Annotated in this window: 17 protein-coding genes and 1 pseudogene; 7 read left to right on the top strand and 11 right to left on the bottom strand. The window is 29.1% G+C overall.

Annotation, left to right across the window (positions count from 1 at the left end; all coding sequences use genetic code 11):
• Window positions 1-127 precede the first annotated feature (127 nt).
• Window positions 128-1,123, top strand: a complete 996-nt coding sequence (gene adeT1, locus MMY79_RS09365) for a putative multidrug efflux protein AdeT1 (RefSeq protein ID WP_252613291.1) — start codon at window positions 128-130, stop codon at window positions 1,121-1,123.
• 43 nt (window positions 1,124-1,166) lie between these two features.
• Here the strand turns inward: adeT1 and MMY79_RS09360 are convergent.
• The 11 genes and pseudogenes from MMY79_RS09360 to MMY79_RS09310 all read right to left on the bottom strand — a co-directional run.
• Window positions 1,167-1,262, bottom strand: a pseudogene (locus tag MMY79_RS09360) (hypothetical protein); the annotation flags it as partial.
• A 120-nt stretch (window positions 1,263-1,382) separates the two neighbouring features.
• Window positions 1,383-2,156 carry a formyltransferase family protein gene (locus MMY79_RS09355; protein ID WP_252613289.1) on the bottom strand — a complete coding sequence of 258 codons (774 nt, stop codon included), beginning with the start codon at window positions 2,154-2,156 and terminating at the stop codon, window positions 1,383-1,385.
• 26 nt (window positions 2,157-2,182) lie between these two features.
• Entirely contained in the window at window positions 2,183-2,971 is a 789-nt protein-coding gene (locus MMY79_RS09350; RefSeq protein WP_252613287.1) for a PIG-L family deacetylase, read from the bottom strand.
• Window positions 2,972-3,158: 187 nt separating this feature from the next.
• Window positions 3,159-3,386, bottom strand: coding sequence for an acyl carrier protein (locus MMY79_RS09345; protein WP_252613285.1), 228 nt, complete (start codon window positions 3,384-3,386; stop codon window positions 3,159-3,161).
• Window positions 3,376-4,251 (bottom strand): hypothetical protein, encoded by an 876-nt coding sequence (locus tag MMY79_RS09340; RefSeq protein WP_252613283.1) that lies wholly within the window; start codon window positions 4,249-4,251, stop codon window positions 3,376-3,378. Before MMY79_RS09340 ends, MMY79_RS09345 begins: the two co-directional genes overlap by 11 nt.
• Window positions 4,252-4,265: 14 nt before the next feature.
• Complete coding sequence (locus MMY79_RS09335) at window positions 4,266-5,690, bottom strand: AMP-binding protein (RefSeq protein ID WP_252613281.1); 1,425 nt, start codon at window positions 5,688-5,690, stop codon at window positions 4,266-4,268.
• Complete coding sequence (locus MMY79_RS09330) at window positions 5,683-6,960, bottom strand: condensation domain-containing protein (protein WP_252613278.1); 1,278 nt, start codon at window positions 6,958-6,960, stop codon at window positions 5,683-5,685. The genes MMY79_RS09335 and MMY79_RS09330 overlap by 8 nt, the downstream gene beginning before the upstream one ends.
• Window positions 6,961-7,015: 55 nt before the next feature.
• Entirely contained in the window at window positions 7,016-8,710 is a 1,695-nt protein-coding gene (locus tag MMY79_RS09325) for a 1-deoxy-D-xylulose-5-phosphate synthase N-terminal domain-containing protein (protein ID WP_252613276.1), read from the bottom strand.
• Window positions 8,700-9,950 carry a DegT/DnrJ/EryC1/StrS family aminotransferase gene (locus MMY79_RS09320; RefSeq protein ID WP_252613274.1) on the bottom strand — a complete coding sequence of 417 codons (1,251 nt, stop codon included), beginning with the start codon at window positions 9,948-9,950 and terminating at the stop codon, window positions 8,700-8,702. Before MMY79_RS09320 ends, MMY79_RS09325 begins: the two co-directional genes overlap by 11 nt.
• Window positions 9,935-11,254 (bottom strand): nucleoside-diphosphate kinase, encoded by a 1,320-nt coding sequence (locus MMY79_RS09315; RefSeq protein WP_252613272.1) that lies wholly within the window; start codon window positions 11,252-11,254, stop codon window positions 9,935-9,937. The genes MMY79_RS09320 and MMY79_RS09315 overlap by 16 nt, the downstream gene beginning before the upstream one ends.
• Window positions 11,255-11,416: 162 nt before the next feature.
• Window positions 11,417-12,439 (bottom strand): D-alanine--D-alanine ligase, encoded by a 1,023-nt coding sequence (locus tag MMY79_RS09310; RefSeq protein ID WP_252613270.1) that lies wholly within the window; start codon window positions 12,437-12,439, stop codon window positions 11,417-11,419.
• A 695-nt stretch (window positions 12,440-13,134) separates the two neighbouring features.
• On the opposite strand from MMY79_RS09310, the gene MMY79_RS09305 reads away from it, so the two are divergent.
• The 6 genes from MMY79_RS09305 (at window position 13,135) to MMY79_RS09280 (ending at window position 18,753) form a co-directional block, all read left to right on the top strand.
• The gene (locus MMY79_RS09305) at window positions 13,135-14,091 is read left to right on the top strand and encodes a D-alanine--D-alanine ligase (protein WP_252613269.1); all 957 of its coding nucleotides are present in this window, start codon (window positions 13,135-13,137) and stop codon (window positions 14,089-14,091) included.
• Between the two features lies 1 nt (window position 14,092).
• The gene (locus tag MMY79_RS09300) at window positions 14,093-14,821 is read left to right on the top strand and encodes a hypothetical protein (RefSeq protein WP_252613268.1); all 729 of its coding nucleotides are present in this window, start codon (window positions 14,093-14,095) and stop codon (window positions 14,819-14,821) included.
• A gap of 174 nt (window positions 14,822-14,995) precedes the next feature.
• Window positions 14,996-15,661 (top strand): hypothetical protein, encoded by a 666-nt coding sequence (locus tag MMY79_RS09295; RefSeq protein WP_252613267.1) that lies wholly within the window; start codon window positions 14,996-14,998, stop codon window positions 15,659-15,661.
• 266 nt (window positions 15,662-15,927) lie between these two features.
• Window positions 15,928-16,704, top strand: a complete 777-nt coding sequence (locus MMY79_RS09290; RefSeq protein ID WP_252613266.1) for a glycosyltransferase family 2 protein — start codon at window positions 15,928-15,930, stop codon at window positions 16,702-16,704.
• Between the two features lie 3 nt (window positions 16,705-16,707).
• On the top strand, window positions 16,708-17,829 hold the full coding sequence (locus MMY79_RS09285) for an acyl-CoA dehydrogenase family protein (RefSeq protein ID WP_252613265.1): 1,122 nt from the start codon (window positions 16,708-16,710) through the stop codon (window positions 17,827-17,829).
• 57 nt (window positions 17,830-17,886) lie between these two features.
• Complete coding sequence (locus MMY79_RS09280) at window positions 17,887-18,753, top strand: hypothetical protein (protein WP_252613264.1); 867 nt, start codon at window positions 17,887-17,889, stop codon at window positions 18,751-18,753.
• Window positions 18,754-18,759 lie beyond the last annotated feature (6 nt).

The raw sequence follows: 18,759 nt of genomic DNA, 5'->3' as shown, positions 1-18,759 counted from the left end.
TTACCTGATATTAGCTAGTAAAGTTGTCTTTTGACCTTTTCTCTTTAAATTCTTATTGAAGTGTCATATCTAATCTAACCCAGATTTATAAAATAATTTTTATAATTTAAATAATGGATAATTAAATATGGATCGTTTTAAAACTATTTTACTTATTGCAAGCACATGTTTAACAACAACTCTTTATGCCAAACAACAAGTCGTCTGTGTGTTTGACCCCCTTGGTAAATCGGGAGATGCTTTCGCTTTAGCCAAAGATTATGCACTTGAGGCCAAAAATTGGGGAGCTGATCTATCTTTAAAAGCCTATGTTGATGAACGCGTTGCGGCTGAAGATTTAAAAGTCGGCAAATGTGATGGCGCTATTATTAGCGGTTTACGTGGGCGTCAGTTTAATAAATATACAGGATCTTTGGATGCGGTTGGCGCATTAACAAATATGAAAACGGCAATTAATGCCTATAAGCTATTGTCCTCACCCATGGCATCAAAAAACATGGTGGTAGGTCCTTATGAAATTGCAGGTTTAGGCACAATTGGACCTGCTTATTTATTTGTAAATGATAGAAGTATCAATACACTCGCTAAAGCTGCTGGTAAAAAAATTGGGGTATTTAAATACGATGAAGCCCAACCAAAGCTTGTTCAACATGTCGGAGGTCAGGCTGTATCTGTAGATGTCACCAATGCTGGTGCGAAATTTAATAACCATGAAATTGATATTGTCCCTGCTCCTATTGTTGCATTTAAACCTTTTGAACTCTACAAAGGTTTAGGTGAAAAAGGAGCAATCATTCGTTTTCCTTTAACTCAAATTTCAGCAAACTTCATTATTCGTAAAGATCAGTTTCCAGCAGGTTTTGGGCAAAAGTCGCGAACTTGGGTAGCCAGCCAATTAAATAGAACCTTTGGCATTATTGCCAAATATGAAAGTGATATTCCTTCAAAATATTGGATGGATATTCCTAAAAATGAACAAGTAAACTATATGAAAATGATGCGCGAGGCACGCATACAGCTAACCAAGGCTGGTATTTACGACCCTAAAATGATGAATTTTTTGAAAAAAGTAAGATGTAAAGAAAACCCAAGTAACTTTGAATGTGCATTAAATGATGAATGAACAATCAAAACATATGCATATCTCATTTTAAGAGGTTCTACCCTCAGTGATTCATTTCCTCTCGGGCTTGTTGTGGCGTTTTACCCGACCACTCTTTATAAGCCCGTGTAAATGAGCTGTGCTCGGCATAACCCTGCATTTCCTTAATATTAATCTAATTTTTAATAACAATCGTATACAGAATAATTAAATTATGCATTATTAGTTAATAAAAATATACCTATTATATAAAAATTGATTTTCATATGCTTTACTTAATTTAAATTTTAAATCCTACAAGCCTCCTATAATAATATTTTAATAATTTATTAAAGTTAAAATCAGAATTCCTAGTATATTTACCTTGGTTGATCTGTTTTTCTACTTTTATTTCATTATCCTTTTGGTAATTTTCGATGAAATCTATTACTAGAGAACAACCTGATTCCATAATTTTTACAAATATTTCCTTAGGTGTATCATCTTCTTTAAGTATAGGTCTGCATTTTCCAATTATGTCCCCCCCATCAATTTTACTATTTAATTTCATCAATGTGCCTCCTATATCATATTTAGCCCCATCTATATATGCAAAGAGATGGGAATGTGCACCTCTATAATTTGGTGATATTCCTGAATGAAAATTGATAACTAGTGGTGCACAATTAATTATAGCTTCCTGGTATATTGGTCCACCATGACAAAAAACTATATCAGGCCTAAGTTCTTTGATCTTTTCTACAACTTTTTCTGAGTTTATGTTTTCACAATGATATGCTGGAATCGAATTTAATTCCAAATTATTTTTAAATAACTGATCTGCATAACTATAACCAATATTATTCTCTCCTAAAATATCATATGCTATAGATGGTAATAATTTATTTCTACTTCTAAATTCTTTACTTTTAAAATATTCTAATGTTCTTAAAGCTGGACGTTTCCAAATCTTAAAATAAAAAACTGAAATTACATTTAATTTTTTTGCCATTTCCGATACAAAATAATTCATATGTGGTTTATCTCCAGTAATAATTACTACCTTTTTCTTCATTCAACTGCCTCTTATCAATTAAAAAATCACTTACTAATACTAAGTTCAAAACCCATACTTTCCAATAAATTTATTGCTTCATTACATGCCCAATAATTTTCACCTCCTATATTATTTAACTTATTTGCCATATTTAAAACTTCTTCTCTAGAAAATTGTGAGGCATAACTATTTAATAGATTAACCCATAAATTCAGATTAAATTTATACTTGCTTTTTATTGTAAATAATTTTTTACCAGTTGATAACTCAATATCTATTACTCTATCTTTAATATCATCATTACTCATATCAAATCTATACGGTATATCCTCATATACTAGGATTGGAGCTCCTTTAAACCTCATTGAACTCGTTTTCGATACTATTACATGATCTTTATGTTGGAGTCCAAGTGGTAAAATTGCAAGTTCTGGTTTTTCTGGATATCTAGATAGTTTATCGAACAATTCATGGATATATCGCATAATTTCACCTTTATCATGCTTATAATAATTATCAGGTCGATAAATATCACACTTTGTATCCCACTCTTCTCTAAGAGGAGAATCATTCATACCAATACTGATTACTTCGATCATATCTAAAGCTATTTTTTTGACATATTTTCTATCTTCTAACTCTCTTTCCCTACTAATAGATTCAATACTTTTATTTTTCAAATAGGGAGCATAATTAGTTCTGGTAAAGCAACTTATCAACTTACATTGAACTTCTATATTTTTTGTATATAATTCATGTAATAATGAAGAAATAGATAACGCAATATCATCTTGATGCGGTGATATACAAATAATTAAAGGTTTTAATGGCATTTTTTTCTCCTAGTTTTAGTTTGTTAAGATACATCAACATCAAAATATCCTTTCTCAAGTGATATAAAATAATTTATATTTAAAAAACGAGGCACATGGTAAACTACCTCAATCAAAACCCATGCACCAGGGAGCAGAATTTTTTAAAATATATCTATTATTTAAAAATTTTAAATATATTTTAATTTTATTCATATATTTTTTGTTCAGTTATCTTAATTAAGTTTCCTAACGTCGGAGAGGAAAAGAAATCATTAGGATCTAACTCTATTTCAAAAAAATTATTTAGATCAACTAATAAATGAATAGATCCTAATGAATCTCCACCAACATCAAAGAAATCCTCACTAAGTTTCTCTTGAGAATCTTTAGTTCGATTTTTCCAAATTTTTATAACATTTTGTTTAATACTCATATATATACCCATATTTTTTGACTTGTGAATTACTATTAATTGCAATTTTTAGAATAGGATCCTTTTTCAGATAACTCATAACTAAATTTATAAATTCCTTTACATTCTCCTCATACATTTCTCCTGGGATAGTTAACTCATCAAAATATAAAGTATAAAATAAAGACTTTATCTTAGAGTCTATATTTAACTTATCAAAACTTCTCAACCATTTATATCCATTATCATAAATATCAAAACTTGCATATATACATTGAATGAACTCAACCAGTGCATATTTGATAAGATATTTATAAAGTCTTGGGTTTCTAGTCTTGTGAATAATAGCATCTTCCATATGTTTTAAAGCACCAACCAAGTTTCTCAAAACACAAAATAACCTTAATTTACCATCTTCTTTTACCTTAGATAAAAATTGACAATATTCAGTTTCATAGATAGACCAGCTATTAAATATTCTAGAAAAAACATGAAGTTCTTGCACAGTGAAGTTACATTTTGTATGATCCAATCTATTTAATATTCGAGTGATTTTATCTTGCGAAACAAATAAAATATCAAATTCAATATTATTGTAAAATACAACTTTATTAAAAAAAGCTAAAGGATCATTATCAAAAGAATAAAAACCATTAAAAACAGCATTATCTTTAGCATTAAAATTTATATTTTCATAGTCAGTTATACAAATTATATCTATATCAGAAACTTCACTAGCATTTCCTTCCGGAATAGAACCAACTAATAAAAATAAAGCCTGATTGTTATCATGAATATAAGTGTATAGTAAATCATTAATACTTTGACCAAATAATTTCTCAAAGTAATTATTAAATTCAATAATATTATTAGAAAGGTAAAACATAAAATATATTACTCCTAAGTTGATAAAATTTCTTTAGCAATAATTTTAAGACTACTATAATCCAACTTGCCATTTTGATTTAGAGGAAACCTATCTAAAACCAAAATATTATCAGGTTTCATGTATGACTCCAATTTATCATCAATAATATTCTTAACAATTAAAACATCTATTTTATTATTTATTATAAATATTATTTTTTTCACATCATCTAAATCTAAATCAATAACTTCCAATTCAATATTATTTAAACTATTTTTTATAATACTTTTTATTTCATTGATATCAATTCTATATCCATTACGTTTGATCTGAAAATCATTTCTGCAAACAAAATTATAATTTCCATATTTATCTTTATAAACCATATCACCTGTTCCATACCACTCATCCATACATTCATCTAATAAATATCCAGAAAAAACTTGTCCCCCAGAAAGAAATAATTCTCCTATTCCTTTTTCATCTGTTAATGTAATTTTTGATTTAATATTTTTTAGATCAGTACCAATTGGCAATAGATAAGTCTCATAATCTATATCTAAATCAAAAAGATATACTGTGGAAAAAACAGTTGCTTCTGTTGGACCATATGCATTGTAAACTTTAGAGTTTGGGACAATATTTAACCATGATCTTGCTAATTGAACGGGCAATCCTTCACCACAAAATATGGTGATACGGACATTATTTAAAATATATTTTTTAATCTTATTTAATTCCATACAATAATTTACATAACTTGGAACAGACATCCAAATAGTAATTTCATTTTCCTCAACAAATTTTAATGGATTTCTTTTTTCAAAATTATCTGGTATTACTAAGCAAGCACTATTACCTATAGTTAAAAATATTTCAGCAATCGAGAAGTCGAAAAAATAATCTGCATAAAAACTTACTCTATCATCTTCATTTATATCAACTACTTCTTTCATTGAATCTAAGAAACATTGAAGATTAAAATAAGAAATTCCTACTGCTTTAGGCAATCCTGTACTTCCTGAAGTAAAAATTATATACGCATAGTCTCCTTCTGATTTTTTGTAATTACAAATAATATTGTTACTATTTTTTAAATCATTTAAATTTATAATATTAACTCCTTCGATAATAAAATTTTCATCAGAAATAATATTTTCTATTCCATAATTTTTTAATATATTTATCAATCTATTTTTTGGTGTTTTTTTATTCAAAGGTACATACGTATTTCCACTATGCATTATAGCCAGCAATATACATAAAGAATTATAACTTTTATCAAACATAAAACCAATTTTTTGGCCATTATTTGACTCAACTCTACTTCCTATTGACAAAGAGTACTGAATTATATCTTTATAAAGTTTATCATAAGAATATGATATTCCTTTATAGATTACAGCATTATTTTTTCCTTTAGCTTTAGAAAATAATATTTCAATAAAATTACGCATAACTATCTACCAAAAAATTATTAAATTCACTTTTAAATTTAGTTAAAAGATTATTAATAGAAACACTAGAATAAATTTTATTTGAAAAATCTATGGAAAAACAGTAACAACCATCTCTAATATAAAACCCACTACTTAAAATAAAAGCACGTTGTGAGTTTTCATTCATTTTATTTTCTATATTAATATTTGCTACTGCAACATCATCTAAATTTATTTCTCTATTTTCTAAAGCAATATTTATAGATATTTGTGCCTCAGGAATATTTACTAGCAATGGAAGTTTGACAATATATTTTAAAATTCCATAACTGGAACTATTAGCATACATATAATATATTTGTGTTCTTAAAATTTCTATAAGTTTTTCTGTTGGCAAACTATTTTCTATAGAAAATGGAAAAACTTGATTTAACCAACCAACCAGATTAGCACTATTTATTTTATTATCAAAATATTCTCTTCCATGATATACAAGATATATTAAGTTATTTTTCATCTTACCATTTGACCAAAAGTAAAGTGCTCTTGAATATGAAATTAATAGAGAAATAGCCAAATCCCTTTTACTAATTCTATTAATAATTTCTTTTATATTACCAGTTAGTTTTATTTCTAATTTTTCTGAATTTTTCTCTAGTAAATATTGACCATCAAATTCACCTAGACTATCAAATTTCTTTAAGTAAAAACTTTCCCAATAAAATATAATATTATCTTTTAAATTTTTTTCATTTTTCCAATATTTCCTTACCTCTTCGACATATTCTTTGTATGATATTTTTTCACCAATCTTAGGGTCCTCAAGTAAATTAAAAAAGCGGTTCTTTATCATTACATATGAAATTAGATCACAAGTAATATGATGAACTAAAAAATATATATAAACTTTTTCATTGGCATCCATAGTAATAAACAATTTAAATAATTCTTTATCTCCACCTAGTATGTCTTTATATTTATTTATCCTATAAATAATATTATTTTCAATATCTTCTATTTTTATCACATCAACACAACTAATATCAATATAACTTTCTACATTATATACTTCCTCTATAAACTCAAAAATTTCTTCATTAAATATTTTAAATTTAATTCTTAAACTTTCACATTCCTCTAATAAAATTTCTAATGAGTAGAGTATTTGTTTTTTATTTATTTTTTTATTACTAACATAAACCTTCGAACTTATAAACCAATCATAAAAATTTGATTTTTTTTTGAGCAGATAAGAATATCTATTAGGAAGGCTTTCTATATATTCCATAATTATGACCTCATCTATAAATTAATAAATATTAAATTTAAGTCTTTAATAAAACTTAAAGTTTAATTTCATCAAGAAACTCTTGACAAGTCTTAGCAATACTACTGGAGTCAATTTTATTGATTTCCCATTGCCAAAAAACATCGCCATGTGGAGTTAATTTGTTAGTAATATATACTTGCTTAAGGGGTACTAGTGTTTTCCACATTGCACCAATGATATTTCCTACTGAACCTGTTTCAGCGTGTTCTTCAACAATAATTACTGGCCCTTTATTTTGAAAATAAGATACGGTATTTTCACTAATAGGATGTAGTTTAATTAATTCTATTACATTACAAGTAATATTATTTTCTTCTAAGATATCAGCAGCTTTTATGCATTCTTCAAGAATTCTACCATGACTAATAATTGTTATATTATCGCCATATCGATGAGTACATATACCCATTGCCCTATCTAAAATTGTTTTTTCTGAGTTATTAATTAGTCCTCCTTTAAAAATACGAATTGCTAAAGGAGCACTTCTTTTTTTCCAGAATAATTCTTGAGCTATATTAAATAAATTATTATTTGAACAAGAGTACACTTCCATCATTGGACATGACCTTAAAATTGCTAAGTCATAAATTCCATGATGTGTAGGACCATCTTCAGCTCCAAGACCACATCTATCAACTAATAAAACTACTGGAGATTGATTAACACCAATATCATGTAAAAGTGCATCTGCGGAACGTTGTAAAAAAGTTGAATATATATGTATGAAAGTGAAATCAAAACTTTTAGTTGCTGCTGCGGCAATTGTAAAGCCAGTATGCTCTGCAATACCTACATCTAAATAGTGAATTTTACTATCTTTTACAATACGACCAAAACCTGCTGTCTCAGCCATCCCTATCGAAATAAAAAATAATTTTGATTTATGCGCGGCATTAATCAAAAATTGGCTCAAAACTTCTTGTGAACTTTCTTTTGAAGCGGGAGGAAGATTTTTTCTTATTACTGACTGAATTGCATGATATTTAAATGGATTAGAAGAAGCATACTCATCACTATAGCCTTTAACGGTAGACACATGGATTAATGAGCTCTTTCCTAAATTTTTGAGTTTTTTTAGTTTAACTGCTAAATCAAGAGGTTCATTACCATTTATAGTTCCAGCAAAATCTATATCTGCAGCTAGTGCCAAGGCTTCATAACGAGAAGAATTCATAGTTCGTAATGAAGAGACTGCATCTGAAATACTGTGCACATTATCATTTACTATAATTAGAACTGGACGTTTAGCTTTATGTATTAGTAAAAGTGACTCTAGCGAAACACCATTTGCAAAAGCAGCATCTCCAACAATAACTATTACCCAGTCATCAGAAGGAATCACTGAAAGCCCCATAGCTATTGCTAATGCAGTACCAGCGTGACCAACACGAAAATGATCATGATTAGACTCTGTAGGTTCAGGAAAACCACTGATACCATGGGCCTGACGAATAAATTTAAAATCTTCGTGTCTGCCTGTAATTATTTTATGTGCATAGCATTGATGTCCTGTATCAAAAATAAGTTTATCTTGTGGAGAATTAAAGACATAGTGTACAGCTACGGTAATCCCTACAACACCCAGTGGACTTGCATAATGTCCACCAGACATTTCGATGGATATTTTTAAATATTCTCTTAAATTTTTTGCGAAACTATCTAGATCAAGATAAGTACTTTTTTTTAGTGTAGTAAGATCAAATTTCACAATTGCCCCTCTCCGTATCAAACAATTCAATACCAAAGATATTTATTGCTTCCCATACCTTTTCAAAAGCTTGAACCACTGCATGTAATTGAGAAATTCCATTGGGCGGGGCAATTTCAGAAATACAGAACATGGAGTTCAAAATAGCTTTTGTATTTGGATAATTATCCAAATCATATTTATTTTTCCATATAGGAATATATTCCCACACTGGACGTGTTAACCAGACGGTTACGGGCACATTCTCGGCAGCTAATAATTCAACTATTCTATTACGTACCTCCGCCGTCTCAGGTAATCCTAATGCTTTAAAGTTAATTCTCATGGGAACTGAACAAAAACCGCTACTCTCGTAATCCATTCCAAAGAGACGATTAATTCCTGGTAACTTTTCAAGATGAGTAACTAGATATTGGGCATTTTCACGTCTTATCTTAATTTGTTCATCAATTTCACTAAATCTATCAATTGCAATAGATGCAGAGAAAACATTAGGGCGATAGTTATAACCGAGAGAGGATGGAGAAAATATTCTTTCGCCTTTGCGTGAGGAGCTACTTAAGGACACATTATCAACATGTTCGATTAATCCTATGGAGTTAGTGCTAAGTAAACCTAATTCACCAGAAGCTAGATGTTTTGCACCATTTCCTGAAAGGATATATGCATCACTTTCCAAATGCAGAGTATGTTGCAAATACCGGGGGACATTTGCTGCTTGTGCACAATCATCTATTATCGCTATATTTTCTGCTCGAGCATATGAACGAAGTTTATTTCTAGAAGCACAATTACCGAAAAGATGTGTAATCTGCACTAAAGAAACATTTTCTTTATCCATATGAGATATTGCAGAAGCTTCGTCAATACAACCATCCTCAGCTGTATCAACAAAAATAGGATCTAGACCACAGTGTGCTATAGCAGCTATAGCGCCTGGCCAATTAAGTGCACAAACTATTGCTGAATTACCTTTTCCCGCAAAATAGTTAGTTGCCACATGTAAAGCAGCACTTCCAGAAGAAACTGCTCTAGAGTACTGAGTTCCACAATATTCTCTACTTCGAGCTTCGAGTTCCTCAATAAGTGGGTGATTAACACGATGAAATTTTCCACTATCTAATACTCTCTGAAGTGCATTTAGATGATTAGTGTTTGGAGCAGGCCAAGGAATAAAAGAGCTTTTCTCAACACTTGGTTTGCCGCCATAATAAGCGAGATTCTTTAATTTATTTTGCATTTTAATTCACAATCCGAGTAAATTTTAGATAGGTTATTGTCTGACTTATATCCAGCTTTAAATGCTTTATCCAAAAGATCAGAAATTTGTATATTTTGTTTTTCTATTAACATCTGGGCAACTTTCTGATCACTGACTGCTCTATCACTTCTTCCCATACTTAAATATTCAATGGCGCATTCGACCGCTGATTGAAAATAATTATTCTTTTTCTTACTTTCTTCATCATTCAAAATTATATGAATATTATTGCGACAATGAGTATCACCCGTAAATTCGATATCCCATCCTTGAATATTAAGACTCACTACATTACTACTATGAGTACCAGCATCAATAAACTCTATATTTTTCGAAAAATAGTTAGCAATTTTATAAAGATCTTTTTCTTTACATCTAATATCAAGATCTCTTGGAACAATAGGAATCCCATAATGCCATAATGCAGTACTTCCGCAGATCTCCCATGTGCTTACACCTAAACTATTTAAAACATTACCAATAAAATCAATAACATTTTCAATAGGCTCTTTTAACCACATAGGAGCTGAATCAGCAAAACTTTCAATTGCCAACCTTGATAAATTATTTTTAAATACTATTTTTTTGCTTAAAGTATTTGAATCAATAAAATTAAGTAAAGGTGAGAAATTTCCTAAGAAAAAGTTCTCGTGTACACTTCTAAATTCTGCGCAATTATTTGCGTAATTATTTAATAAAGTAAACACATGTCTTATATTCTTCTGTGGTTGCTCTTTAATTTTTGATATTATTCTATCTTCTATTTTATAATGGAAAACTTCTGATATTAAATCAATATAATTAAGTATTCCTAAATGAGCATGTGGTGAAGTTATTACATTTTTTTTCTGATTTTCCTTAATCTTACAACTATTTAATATATCAAATTCTATTGCAGCAGTTTGGGAATCATCACTACAATGTATTAAGTTTAATATCTGATTATCACATGGGAATTCATGTCTAATAGTATGCTTCAAGGAAAAAGCTGGATGAGCAGCTCCTTTTAAAAAATTAAGGAAATATTTATATGGAATTATATCCCAATACAACACTAATGAAGGGCCAATTGAATGCAGTTTTTTAACTTTGTCTAATTTATTTTGGCTTAAATGCGGATATAATTGGGAAACTTGAGCAGTACCTAACTGACTGTGAAAAATATTTGTGGGCGACAAAAACAACCTATCTTTACAAAATTTCACTATCAATTTATCCAAACCTGCTTGTATTGCTTCAGGTGAAATAACTGCTAGACCTCCACTTTCTTTTTTTCTTAACATATAAATCCTTTGATAAATATTTTGAAATAAAGCTGTAATCTAAAATCATTCTAGACATTGTTTTTATACAAATGTCACGTTAATAAATTTTATAAAGCTCAAAATTCAATTATTAATAAAAATCCTTCGAATATTCTTTTGTTAATAAGTATTTAAAATAGCTCATTTTTTTGTACGTTTGACAGCAAGAGAGGCTATTTCCTCACATAACTGAGGGAAACTAATACCACTAGCTTCAGCTGATTTAGGTAATAGGCTGGATGTTCTCATTCCAGGTAAAGTTTCAACTTCCAAGCACCATAATTTACCATTCCCATCCATTCGAAAATCAGCACGACTATAGTCATTAAGTTTTAATGCCTTATGAGCAGAAATTGCAAAATGACAAGCTTGATTCGCTTGCTCTGGAGTAATCTCGGCTGGAAATACTACTTTTGCAGCTTTGGTTTGATTTTTACTCTCATAATCATATATTCCTGATCTCGGTAAAATGATCTCCCCTACTGTTAAAGCTTTATCTGCAAGAATGCCAACCGTTAACTCACGACCTTCTATAAATTTTTCAATCATTACTTCATCATCATGTTGTAATGCAAAATTTACAGCATCCTGTAATTGATCCGGATTCCTAACCAAAGTGAGGCCTATTGTTGATCCCTGTTTGTTAGGCTTTACGATTACAGGAAATCCGATTTTTTCACTAACAATCCTTGAATCTACTGGTGCCATAACCCAATCTGGAGTTGGTACACCTGCTTTTACAAGAAGTCGCTTGGCAATATCTTTATCCATAGCTATAGCACTTCCCAAATGCCCACTACCGGTATATGGCAATTTAGCTAAATCAAGCATTCCTTGTGTAGTTCCATCCTCACCATTCCCGCCATGTAAAACTAGAAAAACTATATCCACATCAAATAAATCACCTGTTTTAGTTAGAACAACTTGATGAATTGAGTTTTCTTCTACCTCAGTTTCTGGCGAAAGCAATGAAGTTGAGCCTGTTTCAATTAGCATTTTTTGAGTTGATTCGTCTAAAACACCTTGTGCTGTATCAACAGCTAGAACTTCATGACCTGCGCGTTGCAGAGCTTTGACCACTTCAATGCCACTTTCAATAGAAATATCTCGCTCTGAGCTATTCCCACCAAAAAGTACTGCTATTTTTAGTTTATCAACACTCATATTATAACCTCTAAATTACAAGTATTATTTTATTAATTAAACACTTATAAATGCTAAAAAATTAATAAGCGCATATGAATATTAAATACTTATTAAAACTAATATTTTCAACAATCTACTAAGCAAACAACTAATTATTACACTTTAAGTTTTAGTTATAAAAGTTAAAAATCACTCTCCTCTATGTTTTTTACATCTTATAAAGATAATAAAAAAAATTGCAAGTCAAATATTGAGAAATAAAAATAATAATATCCATTTCATAAAAATTAATAAGTTAAAAAAAATTATATAATTTTTTATACCAAAAATTATATATAAATATTTGTTTTATATTAAAAATAATTAAATTTAACCAATACATAAAAAACACAAATTTCTAGCAATATATATATAAATAATGTGAATTATAATTAACCACAAGCTCAATGATATATACAAAAGACTAACAAAACTAAATTTAATTTTTTTCAAACATCAATTATTAATATACTAAAGCAAGCAAAAAACAAATAGCTGCTTTTACCTGTTGAATATATATGAATACTTATGCAATTCAGTAAACAAATCAGATGGTAAATGATTGTTTTTCTTCACTGAATAATACTAAATCACATCTTTGATTATAAAGATTGAAGCAAAGTAATTTATTTGTGAACCAAAATTATGAACTAAAACTAAAGAAGGATTTAACTATGGAAAATACAACGAAAAAATTAAAAGTTGCTATTATTTGTGGTGGCTTCTCCACCGAATCTGAAGTATCAAGAAGTTCAGCTAACGCTGTAGCTAAAGCTTTAAGAAATTCATATGCGGATATTCATGTACTTGAACTCGATAGTGAGCTTCCAAAGAAGTTGATTAGTGACAACTTTGATGTTGCATTCCCAGTTTTACATGGAGCTATAGGAGAAGATGGGACTATTCAAGGTTTTCTTGAAATACTAGGCCTACCTTACGTTGGCAGTGGTGTTAAAGCTAGTGCATGTGCCCTTCACAAACCTACAGCAAAGTTGATTTTTGCGGCTGCGAAACTTCCTTGTGCATTAGGTATTACCATTAATAGAGATGAAGAAATAGAGGAAGTTGTTAATAATATTTTAAAAAATGTTGGAAATGATGTTGTAATCAAACCTTGTGATCAAGGCTCTGCTCTAGGGATTGAGTTTGCTCAAGGAAGTCAAAATATTGCCTCTTCAATCAAGAGAGTTTTTGATAATAGTGCAGAAGCTGTTGTGGAAAAAAGAATTATTGGTCGTGAAATCACGATAGGAGTTTTAGAAGATCATACACAAATTAAAGCTTTACCTATAGTTGAAGTAATCACTCCACTCGGTCAATGGTATGATTTTGAGCACCGTTATACTGAGGGTGCCAGTCAGCATGTAGTACCAGCTCAACTACCGCAAGATGTATATGAACGCGCCTCAGAGATAGCCATCCAAGCCCATCAAGTACTAGGTTGTAAAGATCTATCAAGATCAGATTTTATCATTACAGATTCTTCAGAAATTTACTTACTTGAAACTAATACTTTACCGGGTATGACCCCAACTAGTCTTTATCCTGATGCAGCCCGAGCTGCTGGTATATCTTTTGATGAACTAGTAAAACAATTAGTTGACACAGCGTTCATACGTGGTAGTAGATAATATGAATAAAAAAAATATTTCTGGTTACCTAGACCTAAATATAGATTTAGTCATTAAATTTGGTGGAAGTCTTTTAAAAGACCCAGAAGAAGCTGGTGCTTTGCTCGAAATAATTAATGAAGCTTCACAGAATGGGGCTAGATTATTAGTTGTGCCTGGTGGGGGGCCGCCAGATAAATCTATTGAAGAGATTTATGCCAAAAGAAAATTTACTATGCCAACAGCTCATGAGGCATGTGCCTTAGCTCAAGATCAAATAGGATTAATTCTTTCAGATCCTTATTACTCAAAGGCATCGTTGACTTGTCGAAATTTTAAAGATATCCGAATAGCGTTAGACAACTTAAAGACACCTATTCTTCTACCCTCACAACTTATAATGTCTTTAGATCCAGTTGAATATAGTTGGGATATTACATCTGATGCAATCGCGGGTTGGATTGCTTGGCAAGTAGGAGCACCAAAATTGATTGTACTCACGGATGTAGATGGTATTTATGATCAGGATACTTCTGGAAACCTACTAAAAGAAAAACCAATAGAATCTGCTTCGGCAGCTGATGTTGTAAAAATAGGACATACTTCAATTGATGTTTGTCTCGCACAATGGATAGCGCATGGCTTTATTAATGAGTGTCTCATTATAAATGGTAAGTATTCAGAGCGTTTACAAGATACTTTACTTAGTAAAAACACCTTATCCACACGAGTTTATTATAGTAATAATTAATATTGATTAAATTTTTACTAAAAATTTTATAGAAACTTTTACTAACACAAATATTGAGTTTCTATAAAATTTAACAGAATATTAAATAGAGATTATATTCTTGGAACAATTTAGATATAGCTAAAAGCTAAATATCTATCTTTGACCAATAAATAATATATAAGGAGTTTTGAAATGCTTACAAGTGGTATTGTTCAAGAAATACAGAAAATAAAAAGAACCGATTTTTCAAATCGCTCACTATATATAGGGTTTACAGGACTTGATGGTGCAGGGAAATCAACACAAGCAGGTATGTTAGGTCAATATTTAAGGTCATTAAAACGGCAATGTTATGTTTGTGAACCTAAGGATGATTTAGTTCCTCAACTTGCTACAGCAATAAGCAGACAAAATTCAATGCTTCCAAGAAGCTATTTTGGAACATATCCTTTTGAATTAGCTAAAGCCTTTAGTGCTGTACGACATCATTACAGTGCTATTTTACCTTGTATCAATACTGGTATAGATGTTATTGAACCACGTACAAACTTTTGTCGACTCGGCCTAGCAGTTGCAAATAATTGCAAAGATATCAATAAGATTATTGATGTTTATGAGTCTGCAAAAAAATATGACTTCGTATTTTGGATAGATACTCCTCCTGAAATTGCATATAAGAGAGTTAATGATAGAGGAACAGACTACGAACCACTTGAAGAACTACAAAATTTTCATAATGCATTATGTCAATTGGCAGATGACAACTGTATTAGAATTGATGGTTCAGGCACAAAGCATGATGTATTTAATAGAATTAAACTTAAATTTATTGAGCTAGTAGGAAATTTAAATAGTTGATTCAAGTTCCTATTTGTATTTTACAACTTCTATTATATAAATATTTTTTAAATGAGAATTTCATATATTTAAAATGAAAACTATAGTTTGGAGGATTTTACATTGATTGTATATATCAAAATATTAAAACCAGCTTCTAAAAAAGATATTAAAAATCTCTCAATTTTCTTTAACAAGAAGTTAATTAATCTTATAAAACAGATTGTTTTTTATTAATAAATATCAATTTTAAAATATAAGTTATTCTAGAATCAGGATTAAAAACAATGAAAAGTAGTCCAACTTTCTCAATAGTTATTCCAACATTTAATAGACCTCATGAATTAATTAGAAGTCTTAATAGTGTTGAAAAACAGACTTTCAAAGATTACGAAGTAATAATAGTAGACGATGGTTCTACAGAAAAAATTGATCGCGAAAAATTAAATAGATTCAATTTTAGGATCAATTATATTCAGAATCATGAAAATCTGGGAGCTGCTACAGCTAGAAATATAGGTATTAAAGCAGCTTTAGGGAAGTATATAAGTTTTTTAGATGATGATGATGAATATTGTGAAACTTTTCTAGAAGATTCATTAAATGCCTTAATTGAAAATCCCAATATTTCAATTACCTGGTGCTCAGTCCAATACATTAATAGTAATTGCTATATTGATCCACCAGAGAGAATTGAAGTTTTCAAAAAGAAAATTGATATATTTAAAAAACTACTTAGTATAGGTATAGGTCATGGTGTTACTGTAAGATCTTCACATATTAATAAACAACAAAATTTTTTTGATGAAAAAATTAAGGTAGTAGAAGATACAGATTTTTTTATTAGGCTTTTATCCAAAGGTTTCATTCCTCACTTTATATCTGGTAAGGCTAAAGTTAAAGTTCATAACCATAATAAAATAAGAATGACTTCTCCAGAATTTAATAATTTAAGAGTAAAAGAATCAAAAATTTTATTAAAAAAGTACGAAGGATTTTTTACAGAATTCCCTGCGTTGAAGCAACAATTAGAAAATCACATAGCCTATTTAGAAGGAAACTAATTAATGAATATAAGCAAAATAGAGAAAAATCTTTCATATTCATTTAAGAAAGCACTAGAAATTATTAATAAAGAAATAATTCCTGTATTAAAATCAGAAAGTAAAGTTGTCCATGAAAAATCAATATTTCCACATCAGACTTTCTCTAAATTGAAAGAGAAAAAACTTTTAACTACAATAATTAATTTAAAAGATAACCCTTATCAATTTAACTTGTATGACCAATTTTATTTTATCTATATTTTATCAAAAGAATGTGCTTCAACTGGTATGATATATGCTATGCATATTACTCAATTATACGCAATTATTAACGATAAATGTAATGAAAATTTACTATATAATATTTTTAAAGAACAGTCTTTAATTGCATCTGCTACTTCTGAAATAGGAAAAGGTGGCGATATCTCTAGAAGCATTACTAAAATTGTAAAAAATAAAAATAATTTATTTTTTTTAAATAAAAAATGTCCAGTTATTTCTTATGCTGATTATGCTGATGCTATTTTATTAACAGCCAATGACTACAACAATAAGCAAGTATTTATTTATTTAACAAAAGAAAAATATACTTTAGAACTATTAAGTCTTTGGAATTCAATGGGTTTAAGAGGAACATGTAGTAATGGATATGATTTAAGTACTGAATTTAATGAGTCAGATATATTATTATGTTCTTCAAATAAAATAATTAATGAAATTATATTACCATATAGTCATTTATTATGGAGTGGATGTTGGTTAGGAATAGCCTCAAATGCCTTTGACAAGACATTAAAGCATTATAAAATTAATGAAGAAAATGGCATTAAAGTTGCTGAAATTTATAATGACTTACTTTTGATGGAAAACTCTATAATTACTAATTTAATTTCATTCAGCAATGACTATTGTGAAGGATTTACAAAAAAACTAGAGATCACTTCTATGAAACCACAAATATCAGAATTATGTATTGACATATGTTTAAATTGTCTTAAAGTTTTAGGAATTATAGGGTATACTAATAATTCAGAATACAGTATTACAAAAAATATTTCAGACTCATTATCTTCTCTAGTTATGATCAATAATAATAGGATCAACAATAATATTTCGGAACTATTGAAAATAGTTAAATTATAAAGAATAAATTCCTTATAATTAAATATTATATTTTTACATAAAACATGAGTACTTTTAATGAAATCTTTTCCTCTCTTTTTAAATGATCTATTAGAGCAAGAATCTGGTATATCACCAAATAAATTTAACTGGTACATTGATAACTATAATAATAAAGTTATTGACTATTATGATGTTGAGTCTCCAGGTATTGTTAAAAGAAATTATATGACTGGAAGACCACTTTCTAAGAAATTAACTGTATATGAATACTTTTGTACTTTAGGTATAGCTCATTTATTTGATGCTACCAATCCTGATTGCATAAAAAATATGCAATATCATTCTATAAATGCTTTAGGTTTTATTGGATATCAATTTGGTGAAGCATTACTTTATGACTTAGAAATTTACATACCTAGTAAAAAGCTAAGACAAAATTTATTAGTAGATTCGTATTATATGGGTGGTATTGATGACAAGTTTTGGAGTGCGGGAGTTACTGAATATTATACTTACAATGAGTTTTTAAATAAGGGTATTATAGCGACACATGTAAATTTATGGGAAGGTGAATTTAAAGGTTTACTAGGTTTAAATAATTTTGACGATTTGAAATCCCCTTTAATTCAAGAAAAAATTATAATTAAAGCATTTTACTATAACTTAAAAATTCTAAAGAAGCTTTTTAATATTTCTAAGGGAATAGATCTATTAACGATCTTTAAAGAAAATAAGTATCCTGAATCAACTTTTCATGAACTTTTTGAAATCTACGATGAAGGTATTTTATCTGGAATTTTAGCAGCTATGCATTTATGTGGGCCATATGGTTTTTATGATCTTTATAGTAAAAATAAAATAAATTTTGATGAGTTTTCTGTATCCATTGTTAAATATATTCATAAGTTTTCCAATTACGATGTATATGATATTTTTATATAAAATATT

This window comes from Acinetobacter sp. XS-4 (assembly GCF_023920705.1).
In the GTDB taxonomy this organism is placed as follows: Bacteria; Pseudomonadota; Gammaproteobacteria; order Pseudomonadales; family Moraxellaceae; genus Acinetobacter.
This window is presented reverse-complemented; position numbering and strand designations above follow the sequence as displayed.